Genomic DNA, 18,298 nt, shown 5'->3' on the forward strand with positions numbered 1-18,298 from the left:
TAGTACGTTGAACTGAGATTAAATTGAAAGTACAGGGGTTGTTTTTGATGCAAATAGAAAAATTACGAGGAAAAGCATTAGATGAATTATTTGATGCTATTCTTACATTAGAAAATAGAGAAGAATGTTATCAATTCTTTGACGATTTATGTACAGTGAATGAAATTCAGTCATTATCACAACGATTACAAGTCGCAAAAATGATTAAACAAGGTTATACTTATGCGACAATTGAGCAAGAGTCTGGGGCTTCAACCGCAACAATTTCCCGTGTTAAAAGATCTTTACAATGGGGAAATGATGCGTACACAATGATTCTAGATCGCATGAATATTGAAACGACCGATTAATTCATAACTCAATAATCGTAGCATAGCGTGTAATTTACATCATTTCATTTGAAAAGCTGTTGGCAAAGTAACTCACTTTGTTGGCAGCTTTTTTCTGTTGTTAATTTAAAGTGTATTGATAAAATAGATACAAAGACGTTTATTTTATATATAGTTTATTAAAATGTATATAAGGCGTAGTGATGAAAATAATACGTTAATACAACTTGTTAAAATACACTATATTTTCTTACATCATTTTAGAACTCGCTGATTAAAAATGATATAATCTTATGTATGCTAAAAAAAGGAGTAACATATCATGTATGACATTAAAAAATGGAAACATATTTTCAAATTAGATCCTGCCAAATCCATATCTGATAATGATTTAGACGCTATTTGTATGTCTAAAACCGATGCAATTATTATAGGTGGGACAGACGGTGTTACTGAAGATAATGTTATTCAATTAATGAGTAGAGTAAGAAGGTATCCACTACCTTTAGCTCTAGAAATTTCAAATGTAGAAAGTGTGATGCCAGGATTTGATTTTTATTTTGTACCAACTGTGCTAAACAGCGCAAACGTAAAATATCATAATGGCATACTTTTAGACGCATTAAAATCATTTGGTCACATGATTGATTTTGATGAAGTTGTTTTTGAAGGCTACGTTGTAATGAACCCAGACAGTAAAGTTGCTCAGCTTACACAGGCTAACACTAATTTAACAGAGGACGATATTGAAGCATACGCTCAAATGATTAATGCAATGTATAAATTACCAGTTATGTATCTTGAGTATAGTGGTACATATGGAGAAAGCGAAAAAGTTAAAACAGCAGCAAGCATGTTGACTGATACCCAGTTGTTTTATGGTGGGGGTATTAGTAACCAAGAAGAAGCGGAAGAAATGGCTTCAATTGCTGATACGATTATCATTGGTGATATTGTTTACAAAGATATTAAAAAAGCACTAAAAACAGTTAAGGTAAAGGAGTCACATAAATGAATGCATTAGTAAATCAGATGAATGATGAACAAAGCCTAGCGGTACGAACTACAGAAGGGCCACTTCTTATTATGGCAGGTGCTGGTTCAGGCAAAACACGTGTCTTGACCCATCGTATAGCTTACTTGCTTGATGAAAAAGACGTGTCTCCCTATAATGTTCTAGCGATTACTTTTACAAACAAAGCAGCAAAAGAAATGAAAGCGCGTGTTGAATCTTTAGTGGGTGAGCCTGCGCAAGTTATTTGGATGTCAACTTTCCACTCAATGTGTGTAAGAATTCTTAGAAGAGACGCAGATAGAATTGGTATTGAACGTAATTTTACAATTATTGACCCTACTGATCAAAAATCAGTTATTAAAGACGTTTTAAAGCAAGAAAATATAGATAGCAAAAAATTTGAGCCGAGAATGTTTATTGGCGCTATAAGTAATTTGAAAAATGAATTAAAAACACCGGAAGACGCACAAAAAGAAGCTGAGACATATCATGAACAAATGGTCGCTACCGTTTATAAAGGTTACCAACGACAATTATCAAGAAACGAAGCTTTGGATTTTGATGATTTAATAATGGTTACAATTCGTTTGTTTGAACGTGTACCTGATGTATTAGAATATTATCAAAATAAATTTCAATACATACACGTAGATGAGTATCAAGATACAAATAAAGCACAGTATACGCTAGTAAATCTTTTGGCAGCTAAATTTAAAAATTTATGTGTAGTAGGAGATTCTGATCAATCTATCTATGGATGGCGTGGCGCAGATATTCAAAATATACTGTCCTTTGAAGAAGATTATCCTGAAGCAAAAACGATATTTTTAGAACAAAATTACCGATCAACTAAAAATATATTAAATGCAGCAAATGAAGTAATCAAAAATAACTCAGAGCGTAAACCTAAAGGGTTGTGGACTGGCAACACATCTGGAGATAAAATCCATTACTACGAAGCTACGACTGAGAGAGATGAAGCAGAATATGTAGTAAAAGAAATTATGAAACATCAACGCAACGGCAAAAAGTTTAAGGATATGGCAATTTTGTATCGTACAAATGCCCAATCACGTGTGCTTGAAGAAACATTTATGAAGTCTAATATGCCTTATACGATGGTCGGTGGTCAAAAATTCTACGATCGTAAAGAAATTAAAGATTTATTAAGCTATTTGAGAATAATAGCTAATAGTAATGATGATATTAGCTTGCGTCGTGTAATTAATGTACCTAAACGTGGTATTGGTCCATCTTCAGTAGATAAAATTCAAGCTTATGCGAATCAAAATGATATTAGTATGTTTGACGCTTTAGCAGAAGTAGATTTTATCGGTTTATCTAAAAAGGTAACACAAGAATGTATAACTTTTTATGACACGATTCAAAATTTGATTAAACAACAAGAGTTTTTAGAGATTACTGAAATTGTTGAAGAAGTATTAGTTAAATCAGGTTATCGAGATATGTTAGAACGTGAGAAAACACTAGAATCAAGAAGTAGACTAGAAAATATAGATGAATTTATGTCGGTTCCCAAAGACTATGAAGAAAATACACCACTAGAAGAACAGTCATTGATTAATTTCTTAACCGATTTATCTTTAGTTGCTGATATAGACGAAGCGCAAATAGAAGATGGCATAACATTGATGACAATGCACTCAGCCAAAGGATTAGAATTCCCAATCGTGTTTATTATGGGGATGGAAGAGTCGTTATTCCCTCATATCAGAGCGATAAAAAGCGATGATGATCATGAAATGCAGGAAGAAAGAAGAATCTGCTATGTAGCGATTACCCGTGCAGAACAAACATTATATTTAACGCATGCTACTTCAAGAATGCTTTTTGGCAGACCACAATCTAATATGGCTTCAAGATTCTTACAAGAAATACCTGAAGATTTATTGGAAAATGAAAATAAAGCGGCAGTTAAAACACAAAACAATCACTTTAAATCAGCAACCAAACAACCTGAAAAAAGAAGTCATAGTAAACGTGTTGCATCTTCTAAGCAATCACAACAAAATACGAATTGGCATGTCGGTGATAAAGTTATCCATAAATCTTGGGGTGAAGGTATGGTAAGTAATGTAAATGAAAAAAATGGCTCTGTAGAGTTAGATATTATATTTAAATCAGAAGGACCAAAGCGTCTGCTTGCTCAGTTTGCACCTATCGAAAAGAAAGGGGAATAAAATGTGGCTGACATACAATCACGTGTTAATGAATTGCATCAATTATTAAATCAATATAGCTATGAATACTACGTACAAGATAATCCCTCTGTACCAGATAGTGAATACGATAAATTATTGCACGAGTTGATTGAAATTGAAACAAACCATCCAGAATATCAAACAGTGGATTCACCTACTGTGAGAGTGGGTGGTGCAGCACAATCAACTTTTGAAAAAGTGAATCATGATACACCAATGCTTAGTTTAGGCAACGCGTTTAATGAAGAAGATTTGAGAAAATTTGATCAACGTGTACGTGAACAAATTGGTAAAATCGAGTATATGTGTGAATTAAAAATTGATGGTTTAGCGGTTTCTCTTAAATATGAAAATGGACGATTTGTTCAAGGTTTAACACGCGGGGATGGTATAACAGGTGAAGATATTACTGAAAATTTAAGAACGATACATGCGATTCCTTTGAAAATAAATGAACCTAGAACGTTCGAAGTTCGCGGTGAAGCGTATATGCCTAGAAAATCTTTCTTTGATTTAAATGAAGCTAAAGCTCAAAATGATGAACAACCCTTTGCCAACCCTAGGAATGCTGCCGCTGGATCGCTTAGACAATTAGATTCTAAACTTGCAGCAAAACGGAAATTAAGTGTTTTCTTATATAGTGTGAATGATTTTACACAGTTTAATGCCAATACACAAAGTGATGCTTTAGATGAATTAGACGAATTGGGTTTCAAGACAAATCAAGAGCGTGAGCGGCTTCAAACAATTGAAGAAGTTTTAGAGTATATTGAGAAGTGGACAGAAGCGCGTGAAGGACTGCAATACGATATTGATGGCATCGTTATTAAAGTCAATGATTTAGAGCAACAAGATGAATTAGGATACACACAAAAATCTCCTCGTTGGGCAATCGCATATAAGTTTCCAGCAGAAGAAGTTATCACAGACTTATTAGATATTGAATTGAGTATTGGTAGAACAGGTGTTGTTACACCAACAGCAATACTTGAGCCTGTAAAGGTTGCAGGCACAACTGTGTCTAGAGCTTCTTTACATAACGAAGATTTGATACACGAAAAAGATATTCGAATTGGTGACAGTGTAATTATTAAAAAAGCAGGAGATATTATACCGGAAGTCATTAAAAGCGTATTAGATCGCAGACCTCAAAACGCTGAAGTTTATCATATGCCAACGCATTGTCCTAGCTGTGACCATGAACTTGTTAGAATTGAAGGCGAAGTAGCACTGAGATGTATTAATCCAAAATGCCAAGCACAGCTTGTAGAAGGCATGATTCATTTTGTTTCTCGTCAAGCAATGAATATCGATGGTTTAGGTACTAAAATTATTCAGCAACTTTATGAAAATCATAAGATTAAAGATGTTGCAGATATATTTTACTTAACTAAAGATGATTTGCTACCATTAGAGAGAATGGGTGAAAAAAAGGTAGACAACTTATTAAATGCTATCGAAAAAGCTAAGTCGAATTCATTAGAACATTTACTATTTGGTTTAGGTATAAGACATTTAGGCGTGAAAGCAAGTCAAGTTATTGCTGAAAAATATGGCACGATGGATACTTTATTTGATGTTACAGAAGACTCGTTAATTGAAATATATGATGTGGGTCACAAATTAGCTCAATCGTTAGTGACATATTTAGAAAATGAAGACATTCGTGCGCTTATCAATAAACTCAAAGAAAAAAATGTTAATATGACTTATAAAGGTATTAAAACAAGTGATTTAGCTGGACATCCAGAATTTAGTAATAAGACAATTGTTTTAACCGGTAAGTTATATCAAATGACTCGAAATGAAGCTTCCAAGTGGTTAGAACTTCACGGTGCTAAAGTTACAAATAGTGTTACAAAAAAAACAGATTTAGTGATTGCTGGTGAAGATGCTGGTTCTAAACTTATGAAAGCTGAGCAATTTGGAACAGAAGTGTGGACAGAAGATGACTTTGTCAAAAAACAAAATGAAATAGAGGGATAGAGGAGATAATGCATGAAAAGAACGATTATATTATTTATTTCAGCAATTTTTGTATTATCAGCATGTGGTAACGATAATGATGAGAACAATAAAGAACAGTCAAATGATAATAAACAACAAGAAGAGTCTGGCTCTGTAAAGGAAATTGCTACTGATAAAAATGTACAAGGCAATAATTATAGAACGATTTTACCGTTTAAAGAGAGCCAAGCACGTGGTTTGTTACAAGATAATATGGCAAATAGTTATAATGGTGAAGATTTTGAACACGGTCTTTTAGAATTAAGTAAAGAAGTCTTTCCTACTGATGATTACTTGTACCAAGACGGTCAATATTTAGATAAAGACACAATTAATGCTTATTTGAGCCCTAAATATACTAAATCTGAAGTAGATGCTATGGACGAAGATGAACGTAAAGAAAAGAAAGCAAACGAAAATTTAGGTCTTAACCCATCGCATAAAGGGGAAACCGATCCAGAAAAAATTGCTGAAAACACACCAGCATATCTTTCTAATATTTTAGAGCAAGATTTTTATGCGAGTGGAGATACGAAAGGTAAAAATATCAAGGGTATGACTATCGGATTAGCTATGAATAGTACATATTATTACCAAAAAGAAAAAGATGGCGAAACGTATAGTAAAGATTTAGATGACAAAGAAATTAAAAAGCAAGGCAAGCAAATGGCAGGAGAAATTCTTTCTAGACTCAGAGAACATAAAGAATTAAAAGAGATACCTATCCATTTTGCAATCTATAAGCAATCTGGGGAAAATTCAATTGTCCCTGGGGAATTTATAGCGGGTACTACGGTTGAAGATGGCAAAACGCGTATTAATGAATGGAAGGATATTAACCAACAAACGGCGTTACTACCTTCTGAAGAAGCGGGTAAAGTTGATGAAAATCTAAACAATAATTTCAAACAATTTAATGATGATTTACAGACATATTTTAATAACTTTACGCAAGCAGTGGGTACAGTTAAATTTGATAATAAAAAAGCAAAACAATTAACGGTCGATGTACCTATTGATTATTATGGCGAAGCAGAAACAATTGGTATCACACAATATATAACTGAACAAGCTGAAAAATACTTTGATGATATAGGCGAATATGAAATCCACATTAAAGATGGTAATAAAGCCAAAGCTTTAATAAGTAAATCTAAAGATGATAAAGAGCCACAGGTTCACATTTATAAAAATAATAATTAATATGTGACAAACAATTAAAGCCACACTTTGTAATACTTTTCATGATTACATTGTGTGGCTTCTTAATTATGAAACGATATTATTTGAAAACTTATTCTTTAACAATTTGTTTTACTTTATTTAAATCACGTTCGACAAAAAGGCCGGGCTTTTTCGTGAATTTACTTACTACATAAGTGACAATGACACTGGCTAAAAAACCAGGAATGATTTCATACATGCCAAATATTTCATTAAATGAAGCTAACGGTTTAATCCATGCAATCCAAATAATAACAACTAAAGCACCTGTAACCATACCGCTTAATGCACCGATGTGGGATAAGCCTTTCCAGTAAAGTGAAAGTATAACTAAAGGACTAAATGCAGCTCCGAACCCAGCCCAAGCATTGCCAACAAGGTTTAATATCGTATCATTTGGTGACCAAGCAATCCAGATTGCAATAATAGCTACTAACAAAACGGATAATCTGCCAACCAGGACGAATTCTTTTTCGTGTGTTTTAGCTTTATCTTCGCCTCGGATAAGTTTATAAAAATCTTCCGTTAAAGAACTAGAAGTAACTAATAATTGTGATGAAATTGTGCTCATAATTGCTGCCAAGATAGCTGCTAATAAAAACCCTCCAACAAGTGGGTGGAATAATATTTGGCTCATAATAATAAATAACGTTTCAGGATCTTCCATTTTTATATTATATTGAGGAACAAATGCAATACCAGTTAAACCAACTGCTACTGCTCCTAATAAGCCAACCACCATCCAACTTATCCCTAAGCGTCTAGCTTTTGGTAAAAGTTTATGTGTCTTAATAGACATAAATCGAACAATAATATGAGGTTGTCCGAAATAGCCTAATCCCCAAGCAAATAATGAAACGATACCTAAAAATGTTGTTCCTTTAAACAAGTCCATATTAGTAGGTCTCATAGTGGCAACTTCGCTAAAGGTATCTAAACCATTAAGTTTGATAAGCGCTACAATAGGGACCATAACCATTGCGATTAGCATGATAACACCTTGGAAGAAATCAGTAATTGAAACAGCTAAATAACCGCCAAAAAATGTGTAAAAAATAACTATAGCGGCAACAATAACAAGTCCCCAATGATAATTTAAACCAAAGGCACTTTCAAATAACTTTCCTCCAGAAACGAAGCCAGAATGTGTGTATAAAGTGAAAAAGACAACGATAATGAGACCTGAAATAATTTTTAGATAATTTTTACGGTCATTGAGCCGATTTTTAAAGAAATCTGGTAGTGTAATGGCGTCTCCAGCAATTTCAGTATAAACACGAAGTCGCGGCGCAACTACAAAATAGTTAACATAAGCACCTAGTGACAAGCCTATGGTAATCCACATAGCGGATAATCCTGTACTATAAACAGAACCTGGAAGTCCCATAATCATCCATCCACTCATATCTGATGCACCCGCCGAAAGCGCAGTAACATAGGGACCTATACTTCTGCCTCCGAGCATAAATTCACTTAAATTACCTGTCGCCTGTTTATAACCGTAATAACCAATAAATAGTAAAATGATAAAGTAGACAATAATCATAATATACGTTTGCCAAGTTGCATGAACTTGATTGGCTAACGATGCGCCTAGAATCAACATAATTGCTCAACTCCCTTATTTCCGTCATATTAAATTGTGTTACATGAATGATTATACAATGGAATTTATAAATAGAGTAGAAAAATTTTCAGAAAATTACAAAAATAACATATGGAATCTAAAATAAAGCCTTACATTTATTGAAAACATGATTTCAAGTTTTATAAAAGTGTATGATTTATTATGCAATGACGACGTTTAATCTAATCATATAAAAGTGACGCGTATGATATTCATTATTTAAGTTACTTAATGTGAAGCAACCTCCTCAAAGATTTTAAAATAAAACGAGGTTATTTGTTGATATTGTTGAAAAGTTTAGATTTTTGAACGAAATTTTGATACAATTTTATAATGAATGAGTAAACAAGGAGGCTTTTATTTAATGGCTAAGGTTACACGTGAAGAAGTAGAGCATATTGCTAATTTAGCTAAACTTCAAATTACTGAAGAAGAAACAACAGAAATGCAAGATACATTAGAAAGTATTTTAAATTTTGCTAATCAAATAGATACAGCAGATACTAGTGCTATTGAGCCAACTTATCACGTATTAGATTTACAAAACGTGTTAAGAGAAGACGAAGCAATCGAGGGCATTCCTCAAGAGCTTGCATTAAAAAATGCTAAAGAGACGGAAGATGGACAATTTAAAGTACCATCTATCATGAATGAGGAGGACGCTTAAGATGACCATCCGTTATGAATCTGTGGAAAATTTAATTAAACTAATAAAAAATAAAGAAATTAAACCTTCACAAGTAGTGAACGATATCTATGATGCTATCGAAGAAACTGATCCAACAATCAAATCATTTCTTGCATTAGATAAAGAAAATGCTATTAAAAAAGCACAAGAATTAGATGAATTACAAGCTAAAGACCAAATGGAAGGAAAACTATTTGGTATTCCTATGGGAATTAAAGATAATATTATTACTGACGGCGTAGAAACAACTTGCGCTAGTAAGATGCTTGAAGGCTTTGTACCAATTTATGAATCTACAGTTATGAATAAATTACACAATGAACAAGCGATTTTAATTGGAAAACTAAACATGGATGAGTTTGCAATGGGTGGTTCTACAGAAACTTCTTATTTCAAAAAAACTGTAAACCCATTTGATCATAGCGCTGTGCCTGGTGGGTCATCTGGTGGTTCTGCAGCAGCAGTAGCAGCAGGATTAGTACCATTTAGTTTAGGCACAGACACTGGTGGATCAATACGCCAACCAGCAGCATACTGTGGCGTTGTTGGTTTAAAACCAACTTATGGCCGTGTATCTCGTTTTGGATTGGTAGCATTCGCATCTTCATTAGATCAAATCGGACCATTGACACGTAACGTTAAAGACAATGCTTTAGTGTTAGAAGCAATCACAGGTGTGGATGAAAATGATTCTACAAGCGCACCAATCGAAGATGCTGATTTCACTTCAGAAATCGGTAAAGACATTCAAGGTCTTAAAGTAGCCTTACCAAAAGAATATATAGGAGAGGGCGTTTCTGAAGAAGTAAAAGCATCAGTGAAAAAAGCAGTTGAAACATTAAGTGAATTAGGAGCTACAGTAGAGGAAGTATCACTGCCTAATACGAAATATGGTATCCCTTCTTATTACGTAATTGCATCATCTGAAGCATCATCAAACTTATCTCGTTTCGATGGTATTAGATATGGTTATCATTCACCAGAAGCAAAATCACTTGAAGAATTATATAAAATGTCGAGAAGTCAAGGGTTTGGCGAAGAAGTTAAACGCCGTATTTTCTTAGGTACATTTGCTTTAAGTTCTGGATATTATGATGCTTTCTACAAAAAATCACAAAAAGTTAGAACTTTAATTAAAAATGATTTTAATCGTATTTTTGAAAATTATGATGTTGTAGTAGGACCGACGACACCAACAGCTGCATTTAATTTAGGTGAAGAAATTGATGATCCACTTACAATGTATGCGAATGATTTACTAACAACACCAGTCAACTTAGCTGGTTTGCCAGGTATCTCTGTTCCTTGTGGAAAAGCGAATGGGCGTCCAATTGGTTTACAATTTATCGGTAAACCATTTGATGAGAAAACGTTATATCGTATCGCTTACCAATATGAAACGAAATTTAATTTGCATAATGAATATGAAAAATTATAAGGAGTGGAAATCATGCATTTTGAAACAGTTATTGGACTAGAGGTCCATGTTGAGTTAAAAACAGAATCAAAAATGTTTTCTCCATCACCAGCTCATTTTGGGGCAAAACCTAACTCAAATACAAACGTAATTGATTTGGCTTATCCTGGTGTGTTACCAGTAGTCAATAGACGCGCTGTTGATTGGGCTATGAGAGCATCAATGGCATTAAATATGGATATTGCAACAGAATCAAAATTTGATCGTAAAAACTATTTTTATCCAGATAATCCTAAAGCCTACCAAATTTCACAATTTGACCAACCTATAGGCGAAAATGGTTATATCGATATTGAAGTAGATGGTGAAACAAAACGTATCGGTATTACGCGTTTACACATGGAAGAAGATGCTGGTAAGTCAACACATAAAGATGGTTACTCTTTAGTTGATTTAAATAGACAAGGCACACCATTAATTGAGATTGTTTCTGAGCCAGACATCCGTTCACCACAAGAAGCATATGCATATTTAGAAAAACTACGTTCAATTATTCAATATACTGGCGTTTCTGACTGTAAAATGGAAGAAGGATCATTACGTTGTGATGCTAACATTTCCTTACGTCCATATGGCCAAGAAGCATTCGGTACCAAAGCAGAACTTAAAAACTTAAACTCATTTACGTACGTACGTAAAGGTTTAGAATACGAAGAAAAACGTCAAGAAGAAGAACTGTTAAATGGTGGAGAAATCCTCCAAGAAACGAGACGTTTTGATGAATCAACAGGTAAAACAATTTTAATGCGTGTTAAAGAAGGATCAGATGACTATCGTTATTTCCCTGAGCCGGATATTGTACCATTGTACGTAGATGAAGCATGGAAAGAGCGTGTACGTCAAACAATCCCTGAATTACCTGATGAAAGAAAAGAAAAATATGTGAATCAATTTGGATTACCAGCATATGATGCACACGTGTTAACATTAACAAAAGAAATGTCCGACTTCTTCGAAGGTGCAGTAGCCGAAGGTGCAGATGTGAAATTAACATCAAATTGGCTAATGGGCGGCGTTAATGAATATTTAAATAAACATCAAATTGAATTATTAGATACAAAATTAACACCACAAAACTTGGCTGGTATGATTCAATTAATCGAAGACGGTACAATGAGTAGTAAAATTGCTAAAAAAGTATTCCCAGAATTAGCTGAAAATGGCGGCGACGCAAAACAAATTATGGAAGATAAAGGCCTCGTCCAAATTTCTGATGAAGCAACACTACTTAAATTTGTTAACGAAGCATTAGATAACAATCCACAATCAGTAGAAGATTACCAAAACGGTAAAGGTAAAGCAATGGGCTTCTTAGTTGGTCAAATTATGAAGGCATCCAAAGGCCAAGCTAATCCACAACTAGTTAACCAATTGTTAAAACAAGAATTAGACAAAAGATAATCAAATGATTAATCTATAATTTCGAGATTTAAAATTTGAAAATCTAATTTTGAAAGAACCTGTAGAGCAATGCTATCTACAGGTTCTTTATTATTGAGTAGGATGCTATATTTTCTTTTAAAAAATAGCCTAATTACTTTTATCATTTAACTAAATCATTTAATATAGAAACTGAGTATAAAAAGTTGAGGGATAAAATATGAGAAAACGAGCTAGAATCATTTATAACCCAACATCTGGTAAAGAATTATTTAAGCGTACATTGCCAGATGTATTAATCAAATTAGAAAAGGCCGGTTTTGAAACAAGTGCCTACGCAACTGAAAAAATTGGTGATGCGACAACAGAAGCTAGACGCTGTTTAACACAAAATTATGATGTTCTAATAGCCGCAGGTGGTGATGGTACATTAAATGAAGTCATCAATGGTATAGCTGAATATCCGAATAGGCCTAATATAGGGATAATTCCAATGGGCACTGTAAATGATTTTGGTCGTGCTTTACATTTACCAAATGATATCATGAGTGCAATTGATGTGATTATAGAAGGTCATTCAACACGTGTGGATATTGGGAAAATGAATAGTAGATATTTTATTAATTTAGCCGCTGGAGGGCAATTAACACAGGTCTCCTATGAAACACCAAGTAGGTTAAAATCCATCGTTGGTCCATTTGCTTACTATATAAAAGGGTTTGAAATGTTACCACAAATGAAAGCTGTTGATATTCGTATTGAATATGATGGTGAAGTTTTTCAAGGAGAAGCCTTGTTGTTTCTTTTAGGTTTGACCAATTCTATGGCAGGATTTGAAAAATTAGTGCCTGATGCTAAATTAGATGATGGGTATTTTACTTTAATTATAGTTGAAAAAGCTAATTTAGCTGAATTAGGTCATATTATGACACTTGCTTCACGAGGTGAGCATATCAAGCATCCTAAAGTACACTATAAAAAAGCGAAATCAATCAATATATCATCATTTATAGATATGCAATTGAATGTAGACGGTGAATATGGGGGTAAATTACCAGGTAATTTCTTGAATTTAAAACAACATATTGAAGTATATACACCTAGTGATATGAAAAACGAAGAATTAGTAGAACAATAAGATTTACGAAACACATAAAAGCAAACTTGAATTATTTCTTGCTTTTAAGTTAAAATAAATAGTCAAAAAATTAATAATAAACTACGAGGTTAGGTAATGACATAAAGTATCCTAACCTCTTTTATGTGGAGTGACAAGATGAAAACATTACAAAAAAATGAAAGATTAGAGGGAAAAGTGGTTGATTTAACACATGAAGGACACGGTGTTGTTAAATTAGATCGTTATCCTATTTTTGTACCTAACGCGTTAATAAATGAAATAATTACATTTAAGGTCATCAAAGTTAAAAAGAATTTTGCCATTGGAAAATTAATAGAAATAAAAGAGCCAAGCAGCGATCGTGTTGAACCACCATGTGTATACTATTACAAATGCGGGGGTTGTCAATTACAACACATGACATACCAAGCGCAATTAAATATGAAAAAAGAACAAGTGATTAATTTGTTCCATAGGAAAGCCGGCTTTAAAGATACAATCATCCACGACACTGTGGGAATGGAGCACCCCTGGTATTACCGTAATAAAACTCAAGTGCCCGTAGGTAAAAACCAAGAAGGAAAAATAATTTCCGGTTTTTATAGACAGAGAAGTCATGACATTATAGATATGGATGAATGCTTAATTCAAGATCAACTGCATCAACAAGTGATGAATCAAATAAAAGCTTGGTTTAATGAATTAAATATAAGTGTTTATAACGAACATAAAAAGCAAGGGCTTATGAGACATGTTGTAGTAAGAACTGGGCACTATTCAAGAGAATTAATGGTGATTTTTGTGACAAACGGGAAAAAATTTAAACAGAGCGATTTACTTGTCCAAAAAATGGTTGATGCGTTTCCTTATATCACAAGTATTAAACACAATATTAATAATACACATTCCAACGTAATAATGGGATCAGAATCTTATACTTTATATGGTAAAGATGCAATTCATGATACTTTATCAGACGTTACTTTCAAAATAAGTGATCAATCTTTCTACCAAATTAACTCGATACAAACTGAAAAATTATATCAACGCGCAATAGAATACGCAGAGTTGAATGGTGAAGATATCGTACTTGATACGTATTGTGGCATTGGTACGATTGGGTTATATATGGCGCCACAAGCCAAGCATGTTTATGGCGTAGAAGTCGTTTCAGAAGCCATTGAAGATGCAAAACAAAATGCGACCATAAACCAATATGAAAATACTACTTTTGTCTGTGGAAAGGCAGAAGAAGTTATTTTAAAATGGAAAGCACAAGGAATTAAACCAGATGTAGTGATGGTTGACCCACCTAGAAAAGGCTGTGACGATACCTTTTTGGAAACACTTTTAGAATTAAATCCAAGAAAAATCGTCTATATATCTTGCAACCCGTCAACACAACAACGGGATGCACAACATTTAGCAAAACAATATAAGTTAACACAAATTACACCAGTTGATATGTTTCCACATACAACACATGTTGAAACTGTTGCTCAATTTGAACATATTTAACAAATGATTATGTGTTGCATTTCTTGCAATACAGTGTGTAAAGTTAATTAATTTATTGTTTGCTTAATATTGCAGAGTATTGCAAAGTAAGAAGGTTTGTTAAAATTCAATTACAAGTAACTTACTTTCTAGCATTACTCTTTCATAGTGGGTTAAATCGTTGTATACTCTAGGTAATAGCGAAGCGCTTGGAGGGTGACTAATGTTTAAAATTGATTTGTTTTCTAATAAAAAGTTATTAGAAGGCTTCTTATTATTTCAATTTACAGTAGTAATGATCAGCATATTGTTATCGTATAAATTTGCTTATTTATTTGCTTCAGTAATAGAGCAAAATATCTTATTTAATTTAATTTATGGTATATTAGGATTTACTGTTATTTATTTATTACATGAATTGGTTCATAATCTGATGTTTCGTTTGTTGTCAAAAGGACAAAAGCCTACTTATCGCATTAAATATGGTTTAATAAAGTCACATATGCCTCAAGTGTATTTTAAAAAATGGCAATATAGCATGATTATGTTAGCACCTTTATTAATTATTACGTTAATTTTATTTACCCTATTTTCTGTTGCTACTTATTCATCTATTATTTTTATTGCAAGTTTCCATATTGGATACTGTGTTAGGGATATATATTTATTATCCGGAGTTTTAAATGCTAATGTTCAATATATTGAAGATACAGAAGATGGCATCATATATTTTACCCAAAATCCCTCTAATCAGTTACAAACTGATACCAAATCGTAGAATGTAAATTAATTTGAGTTAGTATTACTGGTAAATACGTAATCAATGTTTAAACAGATATCGTATTTACATCGTGATAGCTAACTCTTTTTTTAATTGTGTTCATTTTAATGAGCATATTTTATGTAAGGAAATTATTAAGAATGTAAGATAAATACCAATGATATTAATTTAAGATGTTACAAGGGAGGTGTGTGCATTGTCAGAAAGAAGAATCATTCATATTGATATGGATTATTTTTTTGCTCAAGTGGAAATCAGAGATAATCCTAAATTAAAAGGTAAACCAGTCATCGTTGGTGGAAAAGCAAGCGGGAGGGGCGTTGTATCAACAGCATCATATGAAGCTCGAAAATATGGTGTTCACTCTGCAATGCCCACAGCGCAAGCACATAAATTATGTCCTGATGGTTTTTACGTATCACCTCGGTTTGAAGCATACAAAACAGCGTCAAATACGATAATGAACATTTTTAAGAGCTATACAGAAGAGGTTGAACCTTTATCACTCGATGAAGCTTATTTAGATATAACACATCTTGTACGGCCAGATTTACCTGCTTCTACAATTGCTCAATATATTCGAAGAGATATTTACGAAGCAACACAATTAACTTCTTCAGCGGGTGTATCATATAATAAATTTTTAGCTAAATTAGCAAGTGGTATGAACAAACCCAATGGCCTCACTGTTATCGATTATAACAATGTTCATGAAATATTAATGGGATTAGATATTGGCGATTTTCCAGGGGTTGGTAAAGCTTCGAAAGAAAAAATGCATGAACATCAAATTTATAATGGACAAGATTTGTATAATCAAAGTGAGCGAGAGTTAATCCGTTTATTTGGCAAGCGTGGGCATGGATTATACAATAAAGCAAGAGGTATAGATTATAACGAAGTTAAACCCACAAGAATTAGAAAATCAGTTGGAACAGAACGAACATTTGCTACTGACATGAACGATGACGAACAAATTCTCCAAAAAATATGGGAGTTATGTGGTAAAACAGCTGAGCGGTTAGCTAGAATTCAAAAATCTGGAAAAACCGTAACAGTTAAAATAAAGACCTTTAAGTTTGAAACACTGTCTAAGCAAAGAAGTTTAAGAGACCCAGTTAAAAATGAGACAGATATATATAATATTGCCTATAGTTTGTATACAGAATTAAAAGAATCGGAAACACCTATTCGATTGGTGGGAGTCACAGTAGGCAATCTAGAAAAAGCAACATATGAGAATATGACGATTTATGATTACATTTAACTAAAGCGCCACTAACAGACACCATTTCTATTTCAATCTTTATCTTGCAATTGTTTGCCATATATATTGAGCATGCTATTCAAATCATCATAGTGTTTTAATAAGCGAAAGGTTATCATCGCACATGCTTTAGCATCGTTTAAAGCATCATGATGACCATGAAAATCTAGGTTGTAATAAGACATCATATAGTTTAATCCATAACGATGATTATTGATTGTTCTTCTAGATAGTTGTAAAGAACAAAAATATGTCATTGGAGGTGTGTCTTGTCCTATCGCTTTAATGCTCTCATATAATACATTCATATCGAATGCCGCATTGTGAGCAACGACTGGGAGATTCTCGATGAATTGCATCATATAGGGATACACTAAGTCAAATGTAGGTGCATCTATGACATCATTCGGTTGGATACCGTGTACAGCTATATTTTGTTTGGAAAAATAGTCATTAGGGTTTATAAGTGTGTAAAAAGATTCTGTGATTTGATGATTGATAACTTTAACCATACCTATTGAGCAAATACTAGTTCGTTTTCCATTCGCAGTTTCAAAGTCTAAAGCAATATAAGCATTGGCGGTCATGAAGCAAGATTCCTTTCTCATTTATGAATGTGATATGACTTTATATAATTCTGTTTTTGAAGTCAAGCGAGTCATACTGTTTTCAACTATGTCAGTACTTGTTGATGCTTTGATATTCGTAGTATTAAAAATAACGAAAAGAGGCTGAAACATAAATAATGTGTCAGCCTTAGATATCATATTGGCAATAGATGACTGGAAAGAAAATATAAAAACGCACTTCTTTAAAAACTAGATCTAAGTGCAAATTTTAAAGCGCTAGTTCTAAAGAGCAACTTCTTCATCTATGAAGCTTAGTATTAAGGTTAAGTTCATGCAATGTACTGAATTTAGTAGCACTTATGCGTGAGTCTTTGTTTTTGCATGCTTTTTTCTAATCATTCTTGCCGAGTGTGCAAGGAAATCATTTTATAAAATATGATTCCTGTTTACTCTCTTTTGTATTCAATTCAAACTGAATTTACGAGTAAATAATGGCATGGTTGAACTATGCTTCCTCTTCATTAAAGGAACGTGCTGCCAATTCTTTTTCATATAAATATAATGTATTGCTGTCATCGCCGATGCGTTTTAAATAATCAATATGTGTATCGAACATTGATTCTTCTTCCACCTGTTCATCTAAGAACCAATTTAAAAATGAAATAGTAGCATAGTCTTTATCTTTATTGGCTAGGTCAGACAAGTTATAAAATCTACGTGTTACATCTTGTTCTTGTGCTAAACCATCTTCAAATGTTTCTAAAATACTTGAGAATTCAGATTTAGGTGCTGGGATAGAATCAAATTTTGCTTGTTCGCCACGATCATTAATATAGTCATAGATTTTGTGACCGTGAAATCTTTCTTCTTTGGCTTGCTGGATATAGAAATTCGCAAAGCCTTCGTAAGACTTGCTATCACAGTACGCAGCCATAGCCATATATGCATGTGCAGCAAAATATTCGTGATTCATTTGTTCGTTTAATGCATCTAATAATTCTTTATTTAACATAAGAAATAGCCTCCATGTATTAGTTTTTAAATAGTATAGCAAAGTTATTCTCATTCGTAAATAATAATTATTATAATCTGAAA

At 33.2% G+C, this 18,298-nt stretch carries 15 protein-coding genes; 12 read left to right on the forward strand and 3 right to left on the reverse strand.

Features of this window, described 5'->3' with window-relative positions; all coding sequences use genetic code 11:
- The first annotated feature begins 47 nt into the window (after window positions 1–47).
- The 5 genes from KA894_RS00305 (at window position 48) to KA894_RS00325 (ending at window position 6,776) form a co-directional block, all read left to right on the forward strand.
- Window positions 48–350, forward strand: a complete 303-nt coding sequence (locus KA894_RS00305; RefSeq protein ID WP_019469593.1) for a YerC/YecD family TrpR-related protein — start codon at window positions 48–50, stop codon at window positions 348–350.
- Between the two features lie 301 nt (window positions 351–651).
- Entirely contained in the window at window positions 652–1,344 is a 693-nt protein-coding gene (gene pcrB, locus KA894_RS00310; RefSeq protein ID WP_210133618.1) for a heptaprenylglyceryl phosphate synthase, read from the forward strand.
- Window positions 1,341–3,545, forward strand: coding sequence for a DNA helicase PcrA (gene pcrA, locus KA894_RS00315; protein ID WP_115342075.1), 2,205 nt, complete (start codon window positions 1,341–1,343; stop codon window positions 3,543–3,545). The genes pcrB and pcrA overlap by 4 nt, the downstream gene beginning before the upstream one ends.
- 3 nt (window positions 3,546–3,548) lie before the next feature.
- Window positions 3,549–5,552 (forward strand): NAD-dependent DNA ligase LigA, encoded by a 2,004-nt coding sequence (gene ligA, locus KA894_RS00320; RefSeq protein WP_115342076.1) that lies wholly within the window; start codon window positions 3,549–3,551, stop codon window positions 5,550–5,552.
- A 12-nt stretch (window positions 5,553–5,564) separates the two neighbouring features.
- Window positions 5,565–6,776, forward strand: a complete 1,212-nt coding sequence (locus KA894_RS00325) for a CamS family sex pheromone protein (protein WP_096808896.1) — start codon at window positions 5,565–5,567, stop codon at window positions 6,774–6,776.
- A gap of 91 nt (window positions 6,777–6,867) precedes the next feature.
- On the opposite strand, the gene putP is transcribed toward KA894_RS00325, so the two are convergent.
- Complete coding sequence (gene putP, locus KA894_RS00330; protein ID WP_119487897.1) at window positions 6,868–8,403, reverse strand: sodium/proline symporter PutP; 1,536 nt, start codon at window positions 8,401–8,403, stop codon at window positions 6,868–6,870.
- Window positions 8,404–8,788: 385 nt separating this feature from the next.
- Between putP and gatC the strand changes: the two genes are divergently transcribed.
- From gatC to dinB, 7 genes are all read left to right on the forward strand, one after another.
- Window positions 8,789–9,091: an Asp-tRNA(Asn)/Glu-tRNA(Gln) amidotransferase subunit GatC gene (gene gatC / locus KA894_RS00335; protein ID WP_096808899.1), complete on the forward strand. Its 303-nt coding sequence runs from the start codon at window positions 8,789–8,791 to the stop codon at window positions 9,089–9,091.
- Between the two features lies 1 nt (window position 9,092).
- A complete protein-coding gene (gene gatA, locus KA894_RS00340; RefSeq protein WP_119487898.1) occupies window positions 9,093–10,550 on the forward strand; it encodes an Asp-tRNA(Asn)/Glu-tRNA(Gln) amidotransferase subunit GatA in 1,458 nt (485 codons plus the stop codon).
- 12 nt (window positions 10,551–10,562) lie between these two features.
- On the forward strand, window positions 10,563–11,990 hold the full coding sequence (gene gatB, locus KA894_RS00345) for an Asp-tRNA(Asn)/Glu-tRNA(Gln) amidotransferase subunit GatB (RefSeq protein ID WP_096808904.1): 1,428 nt from the start codon (window positions 10,563–10,565) through the stop codon (window positions 11,988–11,990).
- A gap of 199 nt (window positions 11,991–12,189) precedes the next feature.
- Window positions 12,190–13,107 (forward strand): diacylglycerol kinase, encoded by a 918-nt coding sequence (locus KA894_RS00350; protein WP_096808906.1) that lies wholly within the window; start codon window positions 12,190–12,192, stop codon window positions 13,105–13,107.
- Window positions 13,108–13,245: 138 nt separating this feature from the next.
- The gene (gene rlmD / locus KA894_RS00355; RefSeq protein ID WP_107644091.1) at window positions 13,246–14,607 is read left to right on the forward strand and encodes a 23S rRNA (uracil(1939)-C(5))-methyltransferase RlmD; all 1,362 of its coding nucleotides are present in this window, start codon (window positions 13,246–13,248) and stop codon (window positions 14,605–14,607) included.
- A gap of 202 nt (window positions 14,608–14,809) precedes the next feature.
- Window positions 14,810–15,364: a DUF3267 domain-containing protein gene (locus tag KA894_RS00360; protein WP_096808910.1), complete on the forward strand. Its 555-nt coding sequence runs from the start codon at window positions 14,810–14,812 to the stop codon at window positions 15,362–15,364.
- Between the two features lie 199 nt (window positions 15,365–15,563).
- The gene (gene dinB / locus KA894_RS00365; protein ID WP_096808911.1) at window positions 15,564–16,634 is read left to right on the forward strand and encodes a DNA polymerase IV; all 1,071 of its coding nucleotides are present in this window, start codon (window positions 15,564–15,566) and stop codon (window positions 16,632–16,634) included.
- Window positions 16,635–16,666: 32 nt separating this feature from the next.
- Here dinB and KA894_RS00370 read toward each other — a convergent pair whose 3' ends face one another.
- Window positions 16,667–17,221 carry a 3'-5' exonuclease gene (locus tag KA894_RS00370; RefSeq protein WP_096808913.1) on the reverse strand — a complete coding sequence of 185 codons (555 nt, stop codon included), beginning with the start codon at window positions 17,219–17,221 and terminating at the stop codon, window positions 16,667–16,669.
- Between the two features lie 487 nt (window positions 17,222–17,708).
- Entirely contained in the window at window positions 17,709–18,215 is a 507-nt protein-coding gene (gene ftnA, locus KA894_RS00375) for an H-type ferritin FtnA (RefSeq protein ID WP_096808915.1), read from the reverse strand.
- Window positions 18,216–18,298: the final 83 nt, after the last annotated feature.

The organism is Staphylococcus sp. GDY8P131P (assembly GCF_017891975.1).
GTDB classification, from domain to species: Bacteria; Bacillota; Bacilli; order Staphylococcales; family Staphylococcaceae; genus Staphylococcus; species Staphylococcus nepalensis.